The organism is Achromobacter sp. ISS7, assembly GCF_056523125.1.
In genome coordinates this window covers 3,415,160-3,430,994 of sequence record NZ_JAWRZD010000001.1, presented here as the reverse complement: position 1 = coordinate 3,430,994, position 15,835 = coordinate 3,415,160, and the positions used below count along the sequence as shown (strand labels likewise).

16 protein-coding genes and 3 tRNA genes are annotated in these 15,835 nt (G+C 68.6%); 10 read left to right on the top strand and 9 right to left on the bottom strand.

What is annotated here, in order from left to right; translation table 11 throughout:
• Positions 1–16: 16 nt before the first annotated feature.
• The gene (locus AC1HFW_RS15230; RefSeq protein WP_479284171.1) at positions 17–3,241 is read left to right on the top strand and encodes a hybrid sensor histidine kinase/response regulator; all 3,225 of its coding nucleotides are present in this window, start codon (positions 17–19) and stop codon (positions 3,239–3,241) included.
• Between the two features lie 10 nt (positions 3,242–3,251).
• Here the strand turns inward: AC1HFW_RS15230 and mnmH are convergent, their stop codons facing one another.
• Complete coding sequence (gene mnmH / locus AC1HFW_RS15225) at positions 3,252–4,295, bottom strand: tRNA 2-selenouridine(34) synthase MnmH (protein WP_479284169.1); 1,044 nt, start codon at positions 4,293–4,295, stop codon at positions 3,252–3,254.
• 195 nt (positions 4,296–4,490) lie between these two features.
• Positions 4,491–6,230 (bottom strand): acid phosphatase, encoded by a 1,740-nt coding sequence (gene acpA, locus AC1HFW_RS15220; RefSeq protein ID WP_479284166.1) that lies wholly within the window; start codon positions 6,228–6,230, stop codon positions 4,491–4,493.
• A gap of 200 nt (positions 6,231–6,430) precedes the next feature.
• On the opposite strand from acpA, the gene AC1HFW_RS15215 reads away from it, so the two are divergent.
• On the top strand, positions 6,431–7,051 hold the full coding sequence (locus AC1HFW_RS15215) for a TetR/AcrR family transcriptional regulator (protein WP_006390344.1): 621 nt from the start codon (positions 6,431–6,433) through the stop codon (positions 7,049–7,051).
• 13 nt (positions 7,052–7,064) lie between these two features.
• Here AC1HFW_RS15215 and AC1HFW_RS15210 read toward each other — a convergent pair whose 3' ends face one another.
• Positions 7,065–7,751, bottom strand: coding sequence for an ATP-binding cassette domain-containing protein (locus AC1HFW_RS15210; RefSeq protein WP_479284164.1), 687 nt, complete (start codon positions 7,749–7,751; stop codon positions 7,065–7,067).
• 204 nt (positions 7,752–7,955) lie between these two features.
• On the opposite strand from AC1HFW_RS15210, the gene AC1HFW_RS15205 reads away from it, so the two are divergent.
• Both AC1HFW_RS15205 and AC1HFW_RS15200 read left to right on the top strand, forming a co-directional pair.
• A tRNA-Arg gene (locus AC1HFW_RS15205) sits at positions 7,956–8,032 on the top strand.
• 167 nt (positions 8,033–8,199) lie between these two features.
• A tRNA-Arg gene (locus tag AC1HFW_RS15200) sits at positions 8,200–8,276 on the top strand.
• 116 nt (positions 8,277–8,392) lie between these two features.
• Here the strand turns inward: AC1HFW_RS15200 and AC1HFW_RS15195 are convergent.
• Positions 8,393–8,644 (bottom strand): DUF3079 domain-containing protein, encoded by a 252-nt coding sequence (locus AC1HFW_RS15195; protein ID WP_479284163.1) that lies wholly within the window; start codon positions 8,642–8,644, stop codon positions 8,393–8,395.
• Between the two features lie 138 nt (positions 8,645–8,782).
• Between AC1HFW_RS15195 and AC1HFW_RS15190 the strand changes: the two genes are divergently transcribed.
• Positions 8,783–8,859, top strand: a tRNA-Arg gene (locus tag AC1HFW_RS15190).
• A 152-nt stretch (positions 8,860–9,011) separates the two neighbouring features.
• On the opposite strand, the gene AC1HFW_RS15185 is transcribed toward AC1HFW_RS15190, so the two are convergent.
• Positions 9,012–9,218: a hypothetical protein gene (locus AC1HFW_RS15185; RefSeq protein WP_006390341.1), complete on the bottom strand. Its 207-nt coding sequence runs from the start codon at positions 9,216–9,218 to the stop codon at positions 9,012–9,014.
• Between the two features lie 53 nt (positions 9,219–9,271).
• Here AC1HFW_RS15185 and AC1HFW_RS15180 point away from each other — a divergent pair, with 53 nt between their 5' ends.
• Positions 9,272–9,730 carry a GNAT family N-acetyltransferase gene (locus AC1HFW_RS15180; RefSeq protein ID WP_006390340.1) on the top strand — a complete coding sequence of 153 codons (459 nt, stop codon included), beginning with the start codon at positions 9,272–9,274 and terminating at the stop codon, positions 9,728–9,730.
• Positions 9,731–9,768: 38 nt separating this feature from the next.
• On the opposite strand, the gene AC1HFW_RS15175 is transcribed toward AC1HFW_RS15180, so the two are convergent.
• Entirely contained in the window at positions 9,769–10,365 is a 597-nt protein-coding gene (locus AC1HFW_RS15175; RefSeq protein ID WP_061073870.1) for a short chain dehydrogenase, read from the bottom strand.
• Positions 10,366–10,490: 125 nt separating this feature from the next.
• Here AC1HFW_RS15175 and AC1HFW_RS15170 point away from each other — a divergent pair, with 125 nt between their 5' ends.
• The gene (locus AC1HFW_RS15170; protein WP_035359238.1) at positions 10,491–11,393 is read left to right on the top strand and encodes a LysR family transcriptional regulator; all 903 of its coding nucleotides are present in this window, start codon (positions 10,491–10,493) and stop codon (positions 11,391–11,393) included.
• A 6-nt stretch (positions 11,394–11,399) separates the two neighbouring features.
• On the opposite strand, the gene AC1HFW_RS15165 is transcribed toward AC1HFW_RS15170, so the two are convergent.
• Together AC1HFW_RS15165 and AC1HFW_RS15160 are read right to left on the bottom strand one after the other, a co-directional pair.
• Positions 11,400–11,627 (bottom strand): hypothetical protein, encoded by a 228-nt coding sequence (locus AC1HFW_RS15165; RefSeq protein ID WP_006390337.1) that lies wholly within the window; start codon positions 11,625–11,627, stop codon positions 11,400–11,402.
• Between the two features lie 107 nt (positions 11,628–11,734).
• Positions 11,735–12,337 carry a helix-turn-helix domain-containing protein gene (locus tag AC1HFW_RS15160; RefSeq protein WP_479284160.1) on the bottom strand — a complete coding sequence of 201 codons (603 nt, stop codon included), beginning with the start codon at positions 12,335–12,337 and terminating at the stop codon, positions 11,735–11,737.
• Between the two features lie 290 nt (positions 12,338–12,627).
• On the opposite strand from AC1HFW_RS15160, the gene AC1HFW_RS15155 reads away from it, so the two are divergent.
• A complete protein-coding gene (locus tag AC1HFW_RS15155; RefSeq protein ID WP_479284159.1) occupies positions 12,628–13,239 on the top strand; it encodes a hypothetical protein in 612 nt (203 codons plus the stop codon).
• A 36-nt stretch (positions 13,240–13,275) separates the two neighbouring features.
• Here AC1HFW_RS15155 and AC1HFW_RS15150 read toward each other — a convergent pair whose 3' ends face one another.
• Positions 13,276–14,061 carry an SIR2 family NAD-dependent protein deacylase gene (locus tag AC1HFW_RS15150; protein WP_479284157.1) on the bottom strand — a complete coding sequence of 262 codons (786 nt, stop codon included), beginning with the start codon at positions 14,059–14,061 and terminating at the stop codon, positions 13,276–13,278.
• Between the two features lie 181 nt (positions 14,062–14,242).
• Between AC1HFW_RS15150 and AC1HFW_RS15145 the strand changes: the two genes are divergently transcribed.
• Both AC1HFW_RS15145 and AC1HFW_RS15140 read left to right on the top strand, forming a co-directional pair.
• On the top strand, positions 14,243–14,869 hold the full coding sequence (locus AC1HFW_RS15145; RefSeq protein ID WP_479284155.1) for a cysteine dioxygenase family protein: 627 nt from the start codon (positions 14,243–14,245) through the stop codon (positions 14,867–14,869).
• Positions 14,870–14,932: 63 nt separating this feature from the next.
• Positions 14,933–15,697, top strand: coding sequence for an IclR family transcriptional regulator (locus tag AC1HFW_RS15140; RefSeq protein ID WP_006390331.1), 765 nt, complete (start codon positions 14,933–14,935; stop codon positions 15,695–15,697).
• Positions 15,698–15,835: the final 138 nt, after the last annotated feature.

Below are 15,835 nucleotides of genomic sequence, written 5' to 3'. Positions count from 1 at the left end.
ACGCGCATCGCGCCGATTGAACATCGTCCTGTTCGCCATCCTGTCCCTGCTGCTGGTGCTGGGCGGCGTGCTTTATTGGGGCGGACAGCGCATCCTGCAGCAGGAAGAGGAAAAACTGCGCACCGACTTCACCGTGCTGGTGGGCTATGTCCACGCCCACGAGACCGTGTTGCAAGGCCTGTATGCGCAGGGCCTGAACCCCGACGGGCGGCGGCTGGTGGCGGCGACACGGGTCAGCGAGACCGCCGGCTTCGAGCGCGCGTCGTGGGCGTTCTACGATGGCCAGCACGCGATCGCGGCGATGCCGTTTTCGCTGCTGTGCCAGAGCCCGGATGCGTGCCCGGTGGCGGGCGGCGTGTTCACCGGCATCGGCGATTACCTGTCGGACTTCTACGCCACGCGCTGGGCCGCGTCGGTGTATCCGGCGGCGCCGCTGTTCGTCATTTCCCCGAGCCAGCAGCTCAGCATGAGCGTGCCCGCGATCGCCACCATGTCCGGCTACGAGCCGCTGACCCGGCAGACCTTCCTGGCGGTGGTGGACGCGGTGCAGCGGGCGGCCGGGGCCTCCGACCCCGAGGACCGCTCGGGCAGCGAGGGACCGAGCGTCCTGTGGGTGCGCGACAAGCACCTGCCGGACGCGATGGTCGGCATGCTGCCGGTGATGCTGCCCCTGAACGCGCGCGGCGCCGAGCCCGCCACGCGGCGCAATGTCTACGCGGTGTCGTTGCTGAGCCGTGGCCGCGTCAGCATTTCCGAGCGGATCCGTCAGATGCCGCTGTTCGACCGCTTCTGGCTGGTGCGCCAGGGCGGCGAGGTGCTGTTGGGCGAGGGCGCGCCGCCGGTGATGGCGCCGGGCTTCCATTTCGGCCGCGACGGCCTGCTGCTGCGCATCGCCGACAAGAGCGGCCAGTGGACCGGTTACTACCAGCTGGCATACAGCGGTTTCTTTCGCGCCAACATGTGGTTGCCGGCCGCGGTGCTGCTGATGCTCGGCCTGGGGCTGGCGGCCGGCTGCGGCTACCTGTTCTGGTACAACCGGCGCGTCATCCATCCCGCCGAGACCGCCCATCTCGACATGGTCGAGAGCGAGGAATTCAACCGCACGGTGCTCGACACGGCGCCGGTGGCGCTGTGCGTGCTGTCGCGGCTGGAGGGCCGCATCGTGTTCGGCAATGCGCTGGCGGCGCAGTGGCTGGGCATCGGCGTGGGCGAGCAGCTGCGCGATTCGGCCGAGACCAACAAGCTGCTGCGCCAGGTGCTGGGCGCGTCCGGCCCGGGCACCCTCGAGACCTTCCGCACCCATGACGGGTGCACGCTGTTCGTCGCGTTCGCGCCGACCCGCTACAAGAAGCAGGATGTGGTGCTGTGCGCCTTCGCCGACATCAGCGCGCGCGCCGAGATGGAGCAGACGCTGGCGCAGGCCAAGCAGCAGGCCGACCGCGCCAACGAGGCCAAGTCGACCTTCCTGGCCACCATGAGCCATGAAATCCGCACGCCCCTGTACGGCGTGCTGGGCACGCTGGAGGTGTTGTCGCTGACGCCGCTGAACGAGGCGCAGCGCCGCCACGTCGACCGCATCCAGGATTCCTCGGCGATCCTGCAACAGCTCATCAGCGACATCCTCGACATCACCAAGATCGAATCGGGCCAGCTGGCGTTGCAGCGCGAGGGCTTCGACCCGCGCGAACTGGTCGAGAACTGCATCGCCTCGTACGCCGGCGTGGCCGAGCGCAAGGGGCTGGTGATCTACAGCGGCATCGATACGGCGACGCCGGCCTGGGTGATGGGCGACGGCGGCCGGATCCGGCAGATTCTCAACAACCTGGTCAACAACGCCATCAAGTTCACCGATTCCGGCCACGTGGTGGCGCGGCTGCGGGCCGACACGCTGGAGGGCGGGCGCGCGCGCCTGCACTTCCAGGTGGTCGACAGCGGCGTCGGCATCCGCGAGCAGGATCAGGCGTGCCTGTTCGAGCCGTTCTACCAGATCGACGGCGGCTCGCACCTGGTGCGGGGCGCGGGCATTGGCCTGTCGATCTGCGCGCGGCTGGCGGCCTTGATGGGGACCGCCATCCAGGTGACCAGCGAGCCGGGGCTGGGCAGCAGTTTCTCGATCGCCATCGACCTGGACCTGGCCGAGGCGCCGCCTGGGCCGTCGCCGCGGCTGCACGGGCTGCGCGTCTACGTGCGCAGCGCGCGCCGGGCGCTGAGCGTGAACCTGTGCGAATGGCTGGAGCATTGGGGCGCGCAGGCGAGCGTGGCGCCGGCCGCGCTGCCGCCGGACGAGACCGGCGAGCGCGTGCTGCTCGACGTGCAGATCGGCGCCGACGCGGCCGCGCCCATCGACTGGGACGGACCGGTGGTGCTGGCGGGCGGCCAGGACGACGCCGGCACGGCATTGCACCGCGCCGACCGACACTACCTGAACAGCATCGGCTTCGCGCTGGAGCGCTGGGCCAGCGGCGACGCCGCCGTCGCCACCCGGCAGGCCGCCGCGCCGCACTACGCGCCGCTGAACCTGCGGATCCTGGTGGCCGAGGACAACCCGATCAACCAGGTGACGATGCGCGACCAGCTGCAGCAACTGGGGTGCGAGGTGACGCTCGCGCCGGATGGAGCCGAAGCGCTGGCGCAATGGAACATCGGGCCGTTCGACGCCGTGCTGACCGACGTCAACATGCCGCGCATGAACGGCTACGAACTGGCCAGCGCGTTGCGGGCGCAGGGCGTGGCGGTGCCGATCATCGGGGTCACGGCCAATGCGCTGAAGGACGAGGAAGCCCGCTGCAGGGCCGCGGGCATGAGCAGCTGGCTGGTCAAGCCGCTCAAGCTGAGCCTGTTGTGGAGCGAGCTGCGCGCGCAACGCGGTGGGAGCGCCGAGGCGGGGCCGCCGCCTTCGGCCCCGGAAGCCGCGGCCGCATCCGCCACCGCATCCATCGCCGTCGCCTGCGCCGCGGGGGCGCCGCCGCTCGTCGGCAAGTACCGCGAGGTCTTCCTGCAGACCATGAACGAGGACCTGGCGCGGCTGGAGCGGGCGCTGGCCGCCGCCAATGTGCGTGACCTGAAGGCGGTGCTGCACCGGATGCGGGGCGGGTTCGGCGCGGTCCAGGCGATGGCGCTGTACCAGCAGGCCGAGGCGGCGGAAGCGCGGCTGGGCGCCGGCAAACGGCTGAGCGACCCGGCGCGCGGGCAGGTGGCGGCGCTGGCCGATGCGCTGCGCGCAATGCTGGCGGCGTTGTGAGCGCGCGAGTTCAGCCCAGCGCGTGCAGCAGCGCGCGCGCCTGCGCCACGACGTCGTCGTCGTTGGGGCGGAACACCACCGGCAGCGCCTGCGGCAGGCGCGTGAAGTGCGCCTGGCTGCTGCGGGCATAGGCCGGGTCGTAGTGGCGGTCGATGAGTTCACGCGCCAGTTCGGTGCGGCGGCCTTCGTCGACCAGGCGCAGCCAGCCGCCGACGGTGTCGCGGCTGTGCAGCCCGACCAGGCGCTGCAACTGCGACTTGAAGCCGGCCGGATCATCGAATAGCTGCGCGTAGTCCTGCTGCAAGAACCGCGCGCGGTCTTCGCGGCTGGCGCTGACGGCCACGCAGGCGCCCTGGTGCAGGGCGGCCAGCAGCGTGTCGGGCAGCGCCACCGCGCCGATCTTGCGGCTCTCGGCCTCGACGAACACGGGCCGGTCCGCATCCAGCGCGCGCAGCCGCGCCGCCAACTGCGTGTCGAAGCCCTTCTGCGTCGGTTGCGGCACGCCCGGCCGGGCGCCCAGCAGCGAGCCGCGATGCGCCGCCAGCGCCTCCAGGTCCAGCGTCTGCGCGCCGGCCTGCGCCAGGGCGTGCAGCAGCCGCGTCTTGCCGCTGCCGGTGGGGCCGGTCAGCACCACGAAGCGCAGCCCCGTGGGCAACGTTTCCAGCGATTGGAGGATGGCACGGCGGTAGGTCTTGTAGCCGCCGTCGAGCTGGCGCGCGCGCCAGCCGATCATGTTGAACATCACCGTCATGGAGCCCGAGCGCTTGCCGCCGCGCCAGCAATACACCAGGGGACGCCAGCTTTGCGGGCGATCGGCGAAGGTGGTGTCCAGATGGTTGGCGATGTTGCGCGCGGCCAGCGCGGCGCCCAGGCGCGTGGCCTCGAACGGCGATTGGCGGTACAGCGTGCCGACCCGGGCCCGTTCCTCATTGCTGAACACCGGCGCGTTCAGGGCGCCGGGGAGGTGGTCATCGGCATACTCGAGCGGCGTGCGCACGTCGATGATGTCGTCGAAGTCATCGAGCCGGTCCAAACCGGCCAGCAGGTGTTTCAAGGCGGGGCCATCCAGGAGGGAATGGCGAATTTTCGCACGGCGGCGGGCCGGGCTCGCGCCGGGGGGCGGAACGCGGGGGGCGTTTCTGGGACCGTGGGAAAGACCGAGCGCCGGGCGGGCATCGCTGCCCGCCCGGCGCTCGCGGGACGCTGTCGCCGTCAATGGAAGGCGATCAGGCGTCCAGGCGGCCGTCGATCAGGCGCTGAAGGTCAGCGCGTTGGTCAGGTCGCCCATCGGCTTCTGGCCGCGCGCGGTCATGGCGTCGTCGCGCGCCTTCAGGCCGTCGAGCGTCGGCAGGTCGAACAGGCGGGCGGCCAGGCGCAGGATCGAGCCGGTGTCGTAGATGGTGTGGTCGACGGTGCCCTTCTTGGCGAAGGGCGAGACCACCAGCGCCGGAATGCGCGTGCCGGGGCCCCAGCGGTCGCCCTTGGGCGGCGCCACGTGGTCCCACCAGCCGCCGTTCTCGTCGACGGTGATCACGACCACCATGTTGTCCCACTGCGAGCTCTTGCGCAGGCTGTCGACGATGTGGGCGATGTGGCGGTCGCCGGAATCGACGTCGGCGTAGCCCGCGTGCATGTTCAGGTTGCCTTGCGGCTTGTAGAACGTCAGCGGGGGCAGCTTGCCGGCTTCGGCGTCGGCCAGGAACTTGTTGGTCGACGACAGATCGCCGAGGCCGCCGTCACGCAGGTGCGCGGTGCGCGCGGCGGTGCCGGGACCGGTGCTCTGGAAGTAGTTGAAGGGCTGGTGGTGCGCCTGGAAGTTGGGCGACGACGGGAAGCCGGTGCTGGCGGTCGAATCGATCGCCGCCTGCCAGCCGCCCGCGTACCAGGCCCAGTCCAGGCCCTTGGCCGTCATCAGGTCGCCGATGTTGCTGTGCGTTTGCGGCAGCATGAACACCGAAGTCGGATCGGCCTGGGTCGGGTTGGCGGCATCGCGCGAGAACGCGGGCCAGTACGGAGGGCCCATGGTGTTCACGCCATAGCCGTCCGGCGTCAGGGCGCTGGCGCCGAACTGCGGCGCGCCGGTGAGCGCGCTGGCCGGCGAGGTCGGCTTGGGTTGCAGGTTGGGGTCGGTCGGATCGGCGCTTTGCAGCTGGGCGATCTGGCCGCGCACGTTGATCGAGGCGTTGGCCAGGTCCGGGTAGAACGGCGGACGGCCGGCGACCAGGTATTGGTGGTTCAGGAACGAACCGCCGAACGCGCCCTGGAAGAAGTTGTCGCACAGCACGAATTCCTGGGCCAGCTTCCACAGGCGCAGGTTGTAGGCGGAGTCGCTGTAGCGGCCCATGACCAGCGCGCCGGAGTCGGCCCAGGCGACGAAGCGGTCGTTCTTGCCGCCGTTGATCTGCATCTGGTTCTGGTAGAACACGTGCCACAGGTCGCGCGTGACCACGCCTTGCGGCAGCGGCTCGCCTTGCGGGCCGCGCAGGTCGAACGGCGCGTTGGGCAGGTTGTTCATGTAGGGCGCGTTCTCGGCGACCTGGTAGGTGACGTGGTTGGCCTGTTGCGAGGTCGGCACCATGCCGCCCCACACCGGCGGCAGCACCGACAGCGTCGTGCCGTCGCGGTCCTTCTGCGTGTAGTCGGCGGCGGTCAGCGCGGACAGCGGCTTTTCCACGCCGGGGAAGTTCGAGAACAGGTTGTTGAAGCTGCGGTTTTCCGCGAAGATCACGACCAGCGTCTTGACGTTCTTGCGCAGCTGCGTCGTGAGGTCCGGCGCGGGCGCGGCCGGGGTGTTGTTGTTGTCGTCGTCATCGCCGTCGCCGGAACAGCCGGACAGCGCGCCCATGGCGGCGGCGCTCGCGCCGAGCGCGGCGATACCGGTCAGGAAGCCCCGGCGGGTGGCGCGAACGGGAGTGCCCGCATCAGCGTGATCGGCGGCCGTCGACGTCGCGGCAGCCTGCGCGTTCGCGCTCTTTTCTTTTTCAGACATGGTTGTAGACCTTGCGGAGAGGGCGGCGCCCTGTCATTGCGCCACGAGGGTTGCCGGATGACAGCCGGCATTCACGGCGAGTAGCCTAGGTTTGCGACGTTGTATCAATGTGACCATCGGCTGTCGGCAAGCTGTACGCCAGGGAGACTGCCGCGAAATTCCCTTAGACTTGTGCCATGGCTGAAATCCGAGTGAAAGCAATGACCGACCATTCCGCAGGCGAATCCGCGCGCCAGGCGTCGCCTCGCACCAAGCCGCCCGAGGTCCGCCTGGATGAATTGATGGGCGCGGCGCAGGCGCTGTTCCTGGAAAAAGGGGTCGACGCCACCACCATCAGCGAGATCACGGAAGCGGCGGGCGTGGCCAAGGGCACGTTCTATGTCTACTTCCCGTCCAAGCACGAAATGCTGCAGGCGCTGGCCGAGCGCTACGTGCGCGAGTTCGTCGCGCAACTGGAAGGCGCGATCGCGGCCTGCGAGCCAGATGACTGGATCGGCAAGCTGCGCGCCTGGGTGCAGGCCAACGTCGCGACCTATCTGCGCACCTATCGGGTGCACGACATCGTTTTCACGCATCAGCATCACCACGCGCGCGAGGGGCATACCGGCAACGACGTGGTCAGGCAGCTGCACGGCATCCTGCAGGCGGGGGCCGAGGCCGGCGCCTGGCGCGTGGACAATCCGCGCATGATGTCGCTGCTGATCTATGCCGGCGTGCATTGCGCCACCGACGACGCGATCCTGTCGAAGCTGCCGGATTCCACCGACTTCGCGCGCGGCGTTGCCGACGCCTATCTGCGCATGCTCGGCGTGGCCGTGTAGACGCCGCGGTTTGTCAGGACGGCAGCCACGCCGCATCGATATCGCCGGCCCGGGCCAGGGCCCGCAGCTGCGCCGGCGATCCCGTGGCGACAAGACGCCCGTCGCGCATCAGCAGCAGCCTGTCGGCCACCCGCAGCGCGGTGGCGGCATCGGCCATGGCGATGACGGCGCGCAAGCCGTGTTCGGCGGCAATGCGCCGCAGCATCAGCGCGATGTCGGCCTGGTGGCATGGCGCGAGCGCGCGCTCGGGCTGATCCATGAGCAGCACGTCGGGCTGGCGGATCAGGGCGTGCGCGATCAGCAGGCGCTGGCGCGCCTCGGCATCCAGTTGTTCCACCAGCCTGTCGGCGGCCTGCGCCAGCCCGACCTGCCGCAGGCAGGCGCGGACCGCCTGGATTTCGCGCGTGCCCACCGCCCAGCGGTCGCCTTGCTTGTGCGCCAGCAGCAGGGCCTCGAAGGCGCGCAACGACGGCACCGCGGCGGCATGCCGCTCCACCATGATGACGCGGACGGGGGCTTCGTCCTGCGCCAAGTCGCGCGCGATGCGGGACAGCAGGCGTGTCTTGCCGGAGGCGGCGGCCCCCAATACCACCGTGAGCGCGTTGGCGGGCAAGGGGCCGGGATGCAGCGGCCCCGCCGTTAGCGACGGCACGATACGTTCGCCGGTGGCGGCCGGCATCGAGGCAAAGGGAGCGATCATGGTGGCGAGGGGAGCAAGGGGCGCACGGGCGGCGCGGGGTTAAAGAAATATAGATAATGACTGACCGCCAGTCAATGAGAATGAGAGTGGTTGCCGATGGCGGGCCGCCGTGGGCCGCCGTGGGTCGTCACGCTTGAGCCATGCATGGCAAGCGACTTGCACGCTTTGCGAAACAACGCTATGATGCAAGGCTTGCTTTTTAACGCGCCCGTAGCTCAGCTGGATAGAGTACCTGGCTACGAACCAGGGGGTCGTAGGTTCGAATCCTGCCGGGCGCGCCATCGAATTCCTTTGCTTGTTTTGTCATCACCGTTGCCGTAACCCGGCGCGGGAAATGGCAAAGAAAAAAAGGCATGCGATGGAATACTCAGGTCGAGCGCTTGAGTGAAAAAGACAAGAGCAGTGCAGTGGTGAAATTATTCTGATATAATCTTGCCTCTTTACCGGAGCGCCCGTAGCTCAGCTGGATAGAGTACCTGGCTACGAACCAGGGGGTCGTAGGTTCGAATCCTGCCGGGCGCGCCAACTCATTTGGATGGATATCACCACCGGATGAGTAAATCGGTAAAAAAAAACGCGTGAAAAAACGCGGCGAAAATGAAAAGGCCTTTGATCCTGGATCGAAGGCCTTTTTGCTTTTATCAGTGCGTGGCAGTGGCGCTCGCATCAGCGCTGGCCGGGGCGGCGGTTCCGGCCTTGGTATCGGCGGCGACGTCGTCATCTTCCAGTCCCCAGTTGCCCACGGTGTACCAGTCGTCGCCCAGCAGTTCGGCCGGGTGCATGGTGCGATCCGAGCCGTTGCCACAGGCCAGCTCATCGGTGGAACAGTAGCGGTCGCAGCCCCAGCAGATGCGTTCCGGGTGCTTGGGATGCAAGGGAAATTTCTTGGCCATGCTTCAGTCTCCTTGAATCCAGCGTAACGCTGCCCGGGAGCCTGGGGATTGATCTGGCGCAAGCCGCGCCGGGTGGCAACAGTCCACCACCGATTTGCGGACCGTCACGAATCCATGTTATAAACACGCCTCTTTAGCGCGCCCGTAGCTCAGCTGGATAGAGTACCTGGCTACGAACCAGGGGGTCGTAGGTTCGAATCCTGCCGGGCGCGCCACCTCATTCGATACGCGTCGATTCGTCGGCGTGGTGCTTGAAAAAAAGCAGAAAAAAAGCCTGGCCTTGCGCCGGGCTTTTTTGTTTTCAGCGTGCCGGAGATCTCGTCCGCATTCAAGATTCTCCGCATTGAGCCGCGCCAGGCGCGACGGCTTATTTCTGGATGTCCTGCCGCTGGCGCTGATAGCTGTCGTACGACGTGGACGCCGAGCCCATGCAGCGCTGGCGTTCCTGCGCGTCGGCGATCCTGTTGCATTCATTGCGTTGCCAGGCCTGGCCGGAATCGTAGGCCTGGCGCGACGAGCAGGCGGAGGTGAGCGTGGCGGCGGCCACGCACGCGAGCATCAGGGTGTAGCGCATGCGGTTCTCCCGAGAATGCGCTGAGTGTACATTCGCTTATTTGCACGGACACCATGAGCCGCATCGAGATCAGACTTGCCTGCCTGGACGACGCCACGCGCGTCGCGCCGCTGTTCGACGCCTACCGCCAGTTCTACGCGCAGCCGGCCGATCCGGCGGCCGCGCTGGCCTTCGTGCAGGCGCGGCTGGCGCGCCATGAATCGGTGATCCTGCTGGCCGAGGACGCCGAGGGCGCCGCGTTGGGTTTCTGCCAGTTGTATCCGTCGTTCTGCTCGGTGATCGCCGCGCCCATCTACGTACTGTATGACCTGTTCGTGGCGCCGGGGGCGCGCAAGAGCGGCGCCGGCCGCGCCTTGCTGCGGCAGGCCGAGGCGCATGCCCGCGCCGGCGGCTACGCCCGCATGGACCTGACCACCGCCCGGACCAACCTGCCGGCGCAGGCCTTGTATGAGTCGCTGGGCTGGGAACAGGATCAGGTGTTCCTCACCTACAACCGCCACCTGGCGGCGTAGGCGGGTCCTGGCCGGCGTTGCCGGCCCGGGCGCGGGTTTTACCAGACGCGGTACACGCGGCCGGTCTGCGCGCCCTCGACGCTGCGGCTGTAGGCCAGCGCCACGCGTTGGGCGGGCGCGGCCTCGAAGCCCAGGAAGTAGGGGCCGTAGCCTTCCCACGATTCCTGCAGCACGGTCGGGCTGACCGAGTTGATGCGCGCGCCTTGCAGTTCCACCGCCGCGCCGCGCACGAAGCCATCGATGGCCGAGTTGACGGCCGACGCGTTGGCGCCGAAGCGGATCGGCTCGTCGCTGACGATGCCGCTGGTCAGCGTGATCGAGCCGCCCTGGTTCAGGTAGTGCTGGCCGATCAGCGCCAGGTCGACCTGGCCCAGCAGCTTGTCGTGCAGGCCGATCTTGAACTGTTCAGCCGTCATTTCCGCCAGCGGGCCGAAGTGCAGCGTGCCGGCGGTGGAGACGATGGCGTCGACCTTGCCGATGCGTTCGAACAGGCCGCGGATGCTGTCGCTGCGGGTGATGTCGACCTGGTATTGGCCCTGGGTCTTGCCGACGGCGATGATCTCGTGGCGCTGGCCCAGTTCGTGGGCGACGGCGCGGCCGATGGTGCCGCTGGCGCCGATAAGTGCGATTTTCATGGGGACTCCTGGATTTGATGGGGCGCGCGGCATGGACGCCAGCGCATGAAAGCATTCTGCGATTTCCATTCCTGTGGAAAAATCCGGGAATGGTTGGAACACTTCATACCCAGGGTGCGTAATTCATGGACCGTCTGCTCAGCATGGAAGTCTTCGTGGCGGTGGTCGAGCTGGGCAGCCTGACGGCGGCGGCCACGCGCCATGAGATGTCCGCCGCCATGGCGGCCAAGCACATCAAGGGCCTGGAGGCGCGGCTGGGGCTGCGGCTGATGAACCGCACCACGCGGCGCCAGAGCCTGACCGAGGCGGGCCAGGCGTACTACGCGCGCTGCAAGGAGATCCTGGCCGACATCCGCGACGCGGAGCAGGGCGCCGAGGCGTTGCGCGTGGCGCCGCGCGGCAACCTGCGCATCACGTCGACGGTCTCGTTCGGTTCGTTCGCGCTGGCGCCGGCGATCGCCGACTACCTGGATCGCTATCCGGACGTCAGCGTCGAACTGGCCTTGAGCGATGCGGTCGAGGACCTGGTGGCCTCGCGCTACGACCTGGCGGTGCGCATCGGCGAGCCGCGCGATTCCGGCCTGGTGGCGCGCGCCATCGGCCGCTACCAGATGATCATTTGCGCCGCGCCGGCCTACCTGGCGCGCCATGGCACGCCCGAGACGCCGGCCGACCTGGCGCGGCACCAGTGCCTGGACTTCTCGTACTGGAGCCGCCGCACGGGCTGGCGGCTTGCGGACGGCGAGGGCGCGCAGGCCGACTATCCGCCGACCAGCCGCTTCGTTTCGAACAACGGCCAGGCGCTCAGGCAGGCGGCGCTGGCCGGCTTCGGCATCGTGCTGCAGCCCGAGCTGCTGCTGGCCGAAGACGTGCGCGCCGGCAAGCTGACGCCGATCCTGCAGCCGTACTGGCCGGACGCGCGGCCGGTCTCGCTGCTGTATCCGAAGGACAGGCAGGCGTTGCCCAAGCTCACGACGTTCGTCGAGTTCGTCGTGGCGCGGTTCACGGGGAAGGGCGGGCGGCGCTGAGCGGCTTCAGCCGCGTCGTCGGTCCACCGCCGTCAGGCACAGGCCGGTCTTGAGCAGTTGGTAGACCTGGCCGCCGAGCCAGGCGACCTTTTCGCCCGAGCTGGTGCGGCAGACGCAATGCGCCTTGGGGTCGAAGCGGGATGTGCCGAGCGCGGAGTAGGCGTCGGGGTCCGACACGAAGCGTTCGATGCGATACAACGTGCCGTCGGGGGCCGTGGCCAGTACATCGGTCAATCGTCTTGCGGTTCCGAGCATTTCAGGTACCTCCCCATGCGCGGCCATTCTTACGCGGCGCCAAAGTTGCTCGAACATCTCCATCGTTCAGGCTCAGGCGGCCCGCATCAATGGAAATGCCCTCCTAACGATGAATCATCGAGTTGGTCAGGCGTGACACCCAGCGCTGCCGAGATGCGGTCCAGGATGATCTGGCGCGGTCGCGGACGCGGCCTTTCCAATTCGATATAGATGGAGTGATCCACCCCCAGGCGGGCAGCCATGTCAGCGGTGCTGATGTTCAGGTGCTCGCGCCAGGCGCGTATCAGGCTCCAATCGTTGCCGGTTTTTAGTCTTGCTACAGCTGATGGTACGACGTTTTTTTGCGCCGCGTGTGATTCTTGCGCGGCAGCGGGACGGCAGGCATCGCGCACCGTGTTGCGGGCCTTGGCGTTCTTGCGTGCCTCGGCCATGGGGGGCGCGGCGCCGGGTTCTGCGGTGAAGATGACCCCGCCATTGACCTGACGGTACAGATTATCGCCGATCCAGGCCAGGGCCTCGCCATTGTCGAGCATGCATTCGCAATCCAGGTGGTAGTTGCTGGGAATGCTCTCGAGTTTGGCAATGGTTTCCGTGGTCGTGGCGTGCCGCACCACGCGGTGGAGGACACCGTCGGGTGAACGCACGAACACGTCGGGAAGTCTCCAGGAAAACGGAATGATGATCTCCATGGCTGCAATGGTTCGCTACCACTGTATCCCTCTGCGTGCGCGATGGAATTTGGGGTTTCCCCTGCATCGCGGACGTTTGTCCATGGTAGTCCTGATTCACTCAAAACATCTTCACAAATCTTCACGCGGCAGCCGGCTTTGGCGCGCTGGCGCGCCCGCAAAATGGCGGATTCGATGCCAGGGTTGCCGTGATGTTTTCCGTTGGAGCGGGCGCCTTTCGGACTGCGCCAACCGTGCCGCGCGGCCGCGTGCTGGCGGGGTGGGCCGCGGGCCTTTCGTGCGCCTTTCATGTGCTGGCCGCCTGCCTGTTGTGGTGGGCCGCGAGCGAGCGCGAAGCGCCGCCGACAACGGCATCGATCCGCCAGGACGATTTCTTCGTGACGCTGTTGCCACCCGTGCCCGCGCCGCGGCCGTCCACGTCATCGGCGACGTCCGCCGTGGCGCCGCCGATCGCGCCGCCTTCGCCCGCATCCGCCGAGTCCGCCAAGGCGTCTTCGCCCGTGTTGCCGAAGTCGTCCGCGCCGCCCCCTTCCGAGCCTGCGAAGCCCTCCGCGCCGCTTCAGGCGCCGCCCGCCAAGACACCTGCGGCCAATGCGCCCGCGGCCAATGCGCCGGCGGTGGCGCGTCCGCCGCCCGCGGCCGCCGGCGCCGCATCGCCCGCCGCGCCGCCACGCGATTTCCGCTGGCGTGACGAGGATGCCGCGGCGCAAGGCCTGCCGCGCGCGCGGGGCGAGGCGAGGGTGGACCTGGCGCCCAAGACGCGGGCCGAACCGTCGGCGCTGGCCAAGGGAATCGCGCAAAGCGCGCGGCCGCCTTGCCGCGACGCGCATGCCCATCTGGGGTTGCTGGCGTTGCCGTTCCTGCTGGCCGACACGGTGCGTGACGACGGCTGCAAATGGTGAGGCGGCGGCCGCGCGTCGCGGTGTTGCCGGCCGGGCTCAGAAGCCGGCGGCGGCCAGCAATCGCGGCATGACGTCGGCGGCCGCGCCGCGCAGGTTGAAGTCGGCGTGCGCGTCCAGCGGCGTGGGCGCCGGGTTGACCTGCACCACGGTCGCGCCGCCGCGCGCGGCGCGCAGCGGCAGTTCCGCCGCGGGATACACCAGCGCCGAGGTGCCGATGCTGAAGAACAGGTCGCAATCGTCGCACGCCTGCTGCGCCGCGCGCCAGGCATCGGCCGGCAGGCTTTCACCGAACCAGACCACGCCCGGCCGTATCGACGCGCCGCATTCGACGCAGGCGGGCGGCGTGATCGCGCGTTCTTCGGCGGGCGCGTCGCGGCCGTCGTCCGGCGCGCGCGGCGCGAAGCGGGCGGCGTGTCCGCAGGCGCTGCAGCGCGGCGCATGCAGGCTGCCGTGCAGGTGGATCACGGCGTCGCTGCCGGCGCGTTCATGCAGGTTGTCGACGTTCTGGGTGACCAGGGTCAGCGCGGGAATTTTCCGCGCCAGCGCCGCGATGGCGCGGTGGACCGCGTTCGGCTCGGCGCGCGCGACCTGCGCGCGGCGCCATTCATACCAGCCCCACACCAGGTCAGGCTGGGCCGCGAAGGCCTCTGGCGTGGCCAGGGCGCGGGCGTCGAAGCGCGCCCACAAGCCGGTGAGCGGATCGCGGAAGGTGGCGATGCCGCTTTCGGCGGACACGCCGGCGCCGGTGAAGACGGTCACGCGCCGGGCGCGCGCCAGCTGGTCGGCGAGCGCGGGCGGAATGGAGGGAAGCTCGGTTGCCATGCGGGGAATGCGGTGAAGGACGGGTTCGATACGCTGCACGCGTGGCCCCCGGGCTGTCAAGCGCGCAACGGCGCGCGGACGGGGCATTGCGGCGCGCATCCCAAATGATGGATACTGGATAGTCAAATTGGGATGTTCAATGGCATGGCCCGAGCGGCCGCGCCCGATCCGGAGAGATGCAATGCCCGAAGCCACCGCCGGCCTGGACCGGCTGCGCCATTTCATTGCCACCGCGACCCGCCTGGCCACGCCCGACGGGCTGGCGCAGTCGCCCGAACTGCAGGCCGCCTTCGCCGCGCTGATCGCGCACGACGACTGGCTGCCCGAGGCCTGTACCGCGCCGCATCCCCAGTACTACCAGCAGTACCTGCTGCATTGCGATCCGCTCGAACGCTTCTCCATCGTCAGCTTCGTGTGGGGCCCGGGCCAGCAGACGCCGGTGCACGACCACGAGGTGTGGGGCTATGTCGGCATGCTGCGCGGCGCCGAGGTCAACCAGCGCTACACGCGCGGCACCGACGGCCGGCTGGCGCCGCGGGGCGAGCCGGAGACCCTGCGTCCGGGCGACGTCGAACGCCTGTCGCCGCAGGAGGGCGACATCCACCGCGTCTCCAACGCCTTCGATGACAAGGTCTCGATCAGCGTGCACATGTACGGCGGCAACATCGGCGCGGTGTCGCGCCATGTCTACGACCCGGCCTCGGGCCAGGCCAAGCCGTTCGTGTCGGGCTATTCGGCGCCCAGCGTGCCCAACCTGTGGGACCGTTCGGCGGCGGTGCGCGCGGCCCTGCCCGCCCCGGGCCACTGAGGCCTGTTCGCCGGCCGCGGCCCGTGCTATGTTCGCGTCCTAAATATTGGGAAAACCAAAAAAATGGACAAGACACTGCTCAAGGGGTTGATGGTGTTGGAGGCGGTCACGGACGTGGACAATCCGCCCCGCACCATCGATGCGCTGGCCGCCCGGGTCGGGCTGACGCGCAGCAATACCCACCGTACCCTGCAAACGCTTATCCACGCCGGCTACGTCGTGCGCGACGAGGATGGCGGCGGCTATCGCGGCGCGGTGCGCCTGTTCGAGCTGGCGGCGCGCCAGCTCGCGCAGCTCGACCTGCGCCGGCTGGCCGCGCCGTTCATGCGCACGCTGGCCGACCAGACCGGCGAGACCGTGCACCTGTCGGTGCTGGACGGCTTCGACGTGGTCTACGTCGACAAGATCGACAGCCCGCAGCCGATCCGCGCCTATTCCATGGTGGGCGGCCGCGCGCCGGCCTACGCGGTGGCCACCGGCAAGGCGCTGCTGGCCTACCAGGCCGAGGGCTATGTCGAGCGCTACGCCGACCGGCTGGCGCGGCATACGCCGGCCACGCTGGTGTCGATGCCGCTGCTCAAGGAAGAACTGCGCAAGGTGGCGCGCACCGGCTACGCGGTCAATCGCGGCGAATGGCGCGAGGGCGTGGGCGGCCTGGCCGTGGCGCTGTTCAACAGCCTGGACCAGCCGGTGGCGGCGATCGGCATCTCCGGCCCGCTCGACCGCCTGAGCGCGGCCCGCATGAAGCAGCTGGCGCCGGACGTGGCGGCGTGCGCCCAGACGCTGTCCCAGGGCATGGGGTATCGCCGCGGGTTTCTCGGGCAATGACGGCGCTGCCCGAGCGGGGCGTGCGTCTTCGTAAATCCTAAATAATAGGATTCGATTTTCAATTAATGGTTTACCGCGGATTCTTCGCGGTGCTATGCTGGCCCGCGGCCTGGCGCCGCGTTTTCGCATCCGGAAAGA

Coding starts and splice junctions, on each gene's coding strand:
- acpA (WP_479284166.1), bottom strand. CDS start 6,230: ATGTCTGAAAAAGAAAAGAGCGCGAACGCGCAGGCTGCCGCGACGTCG.
- AC1HFW_RS15150 (WP_479284157.1), bottom strand. CDS start 14,061: ATGGCAACCGAGCTTCCCTCCATTCCGCCCGCGCTCGCCGACCAGCTG.
- AC1HFW_RS15180 (WP_006390340.1), top strand. CDS start 9,272: ATGAGCCGCATCGAGATCAGACTTGCCTGCCTGGACGACGCCACGCGC.
- AC1HFW_RS15160 (WP_479284160.1), bottom strand. CDS start 12,337: ATGGAGATCATCATTCCGTTTTCCTGGAGACTTCCCGACGTGTTCGTG.
- AC1HFW_RS15175 (WP_061073870.1), bottom strand. CDS start 10,365: ATGAAAATCGCACTTATCGGCGCCAGCGGCACCATCGGCCGCGCCGTC.
- AC1HFW_RS15195 (WP_479284163.1), bottom strand. CDS start 8,644: ATGGCCAAGAAATTTCCCTTGCATCCCAAGCACCCGGAACGCATCTGC.
- AC1HFW_RS15215 (WP_006390344.1), top strand. CDS start 6,431: ATGACCGACCATTCCGCAGGCGAATCCGCGCGCCAGGCGTCGCCTCGC.
- AC1HFW_RS15140 (WP_006390331.1), top strand. CDS start 14,933: ATGGACAAGACACTGCTCAAGGGGTTGATGGTGTTGGAGGCGGTCACG.
- AC1HFW_RS15185 (WP_006390341.1), bottom strand. CDS start 9,218: ATGCGCTACACCCTGATGCTCGCGTGCGTGGCCGCCGCCACGCTCACC.
- AC1HFW_RS15170 (WP_035359238.1), top strand. CDS start 10,491: ATGGACCGTCTGCTCAGCATGGAAGTCTTCGTGGCGGTGGTCGAGCTG.
- AC1HFW_RS15210 (WP_479284164.1), bottom strand. CDS start 7,751: ATGATCGCTCCCTTTGCCTCGATGCCGGCCGCCACCGGCGAACGTATC.
- AC1HFW_RS15145 (WP_479284155.1), top strand. CDS start 14,243: ATGCCCGAAGCCACCGCCGGCCTGGACCGGCTGCGCCATTTCATTGCC.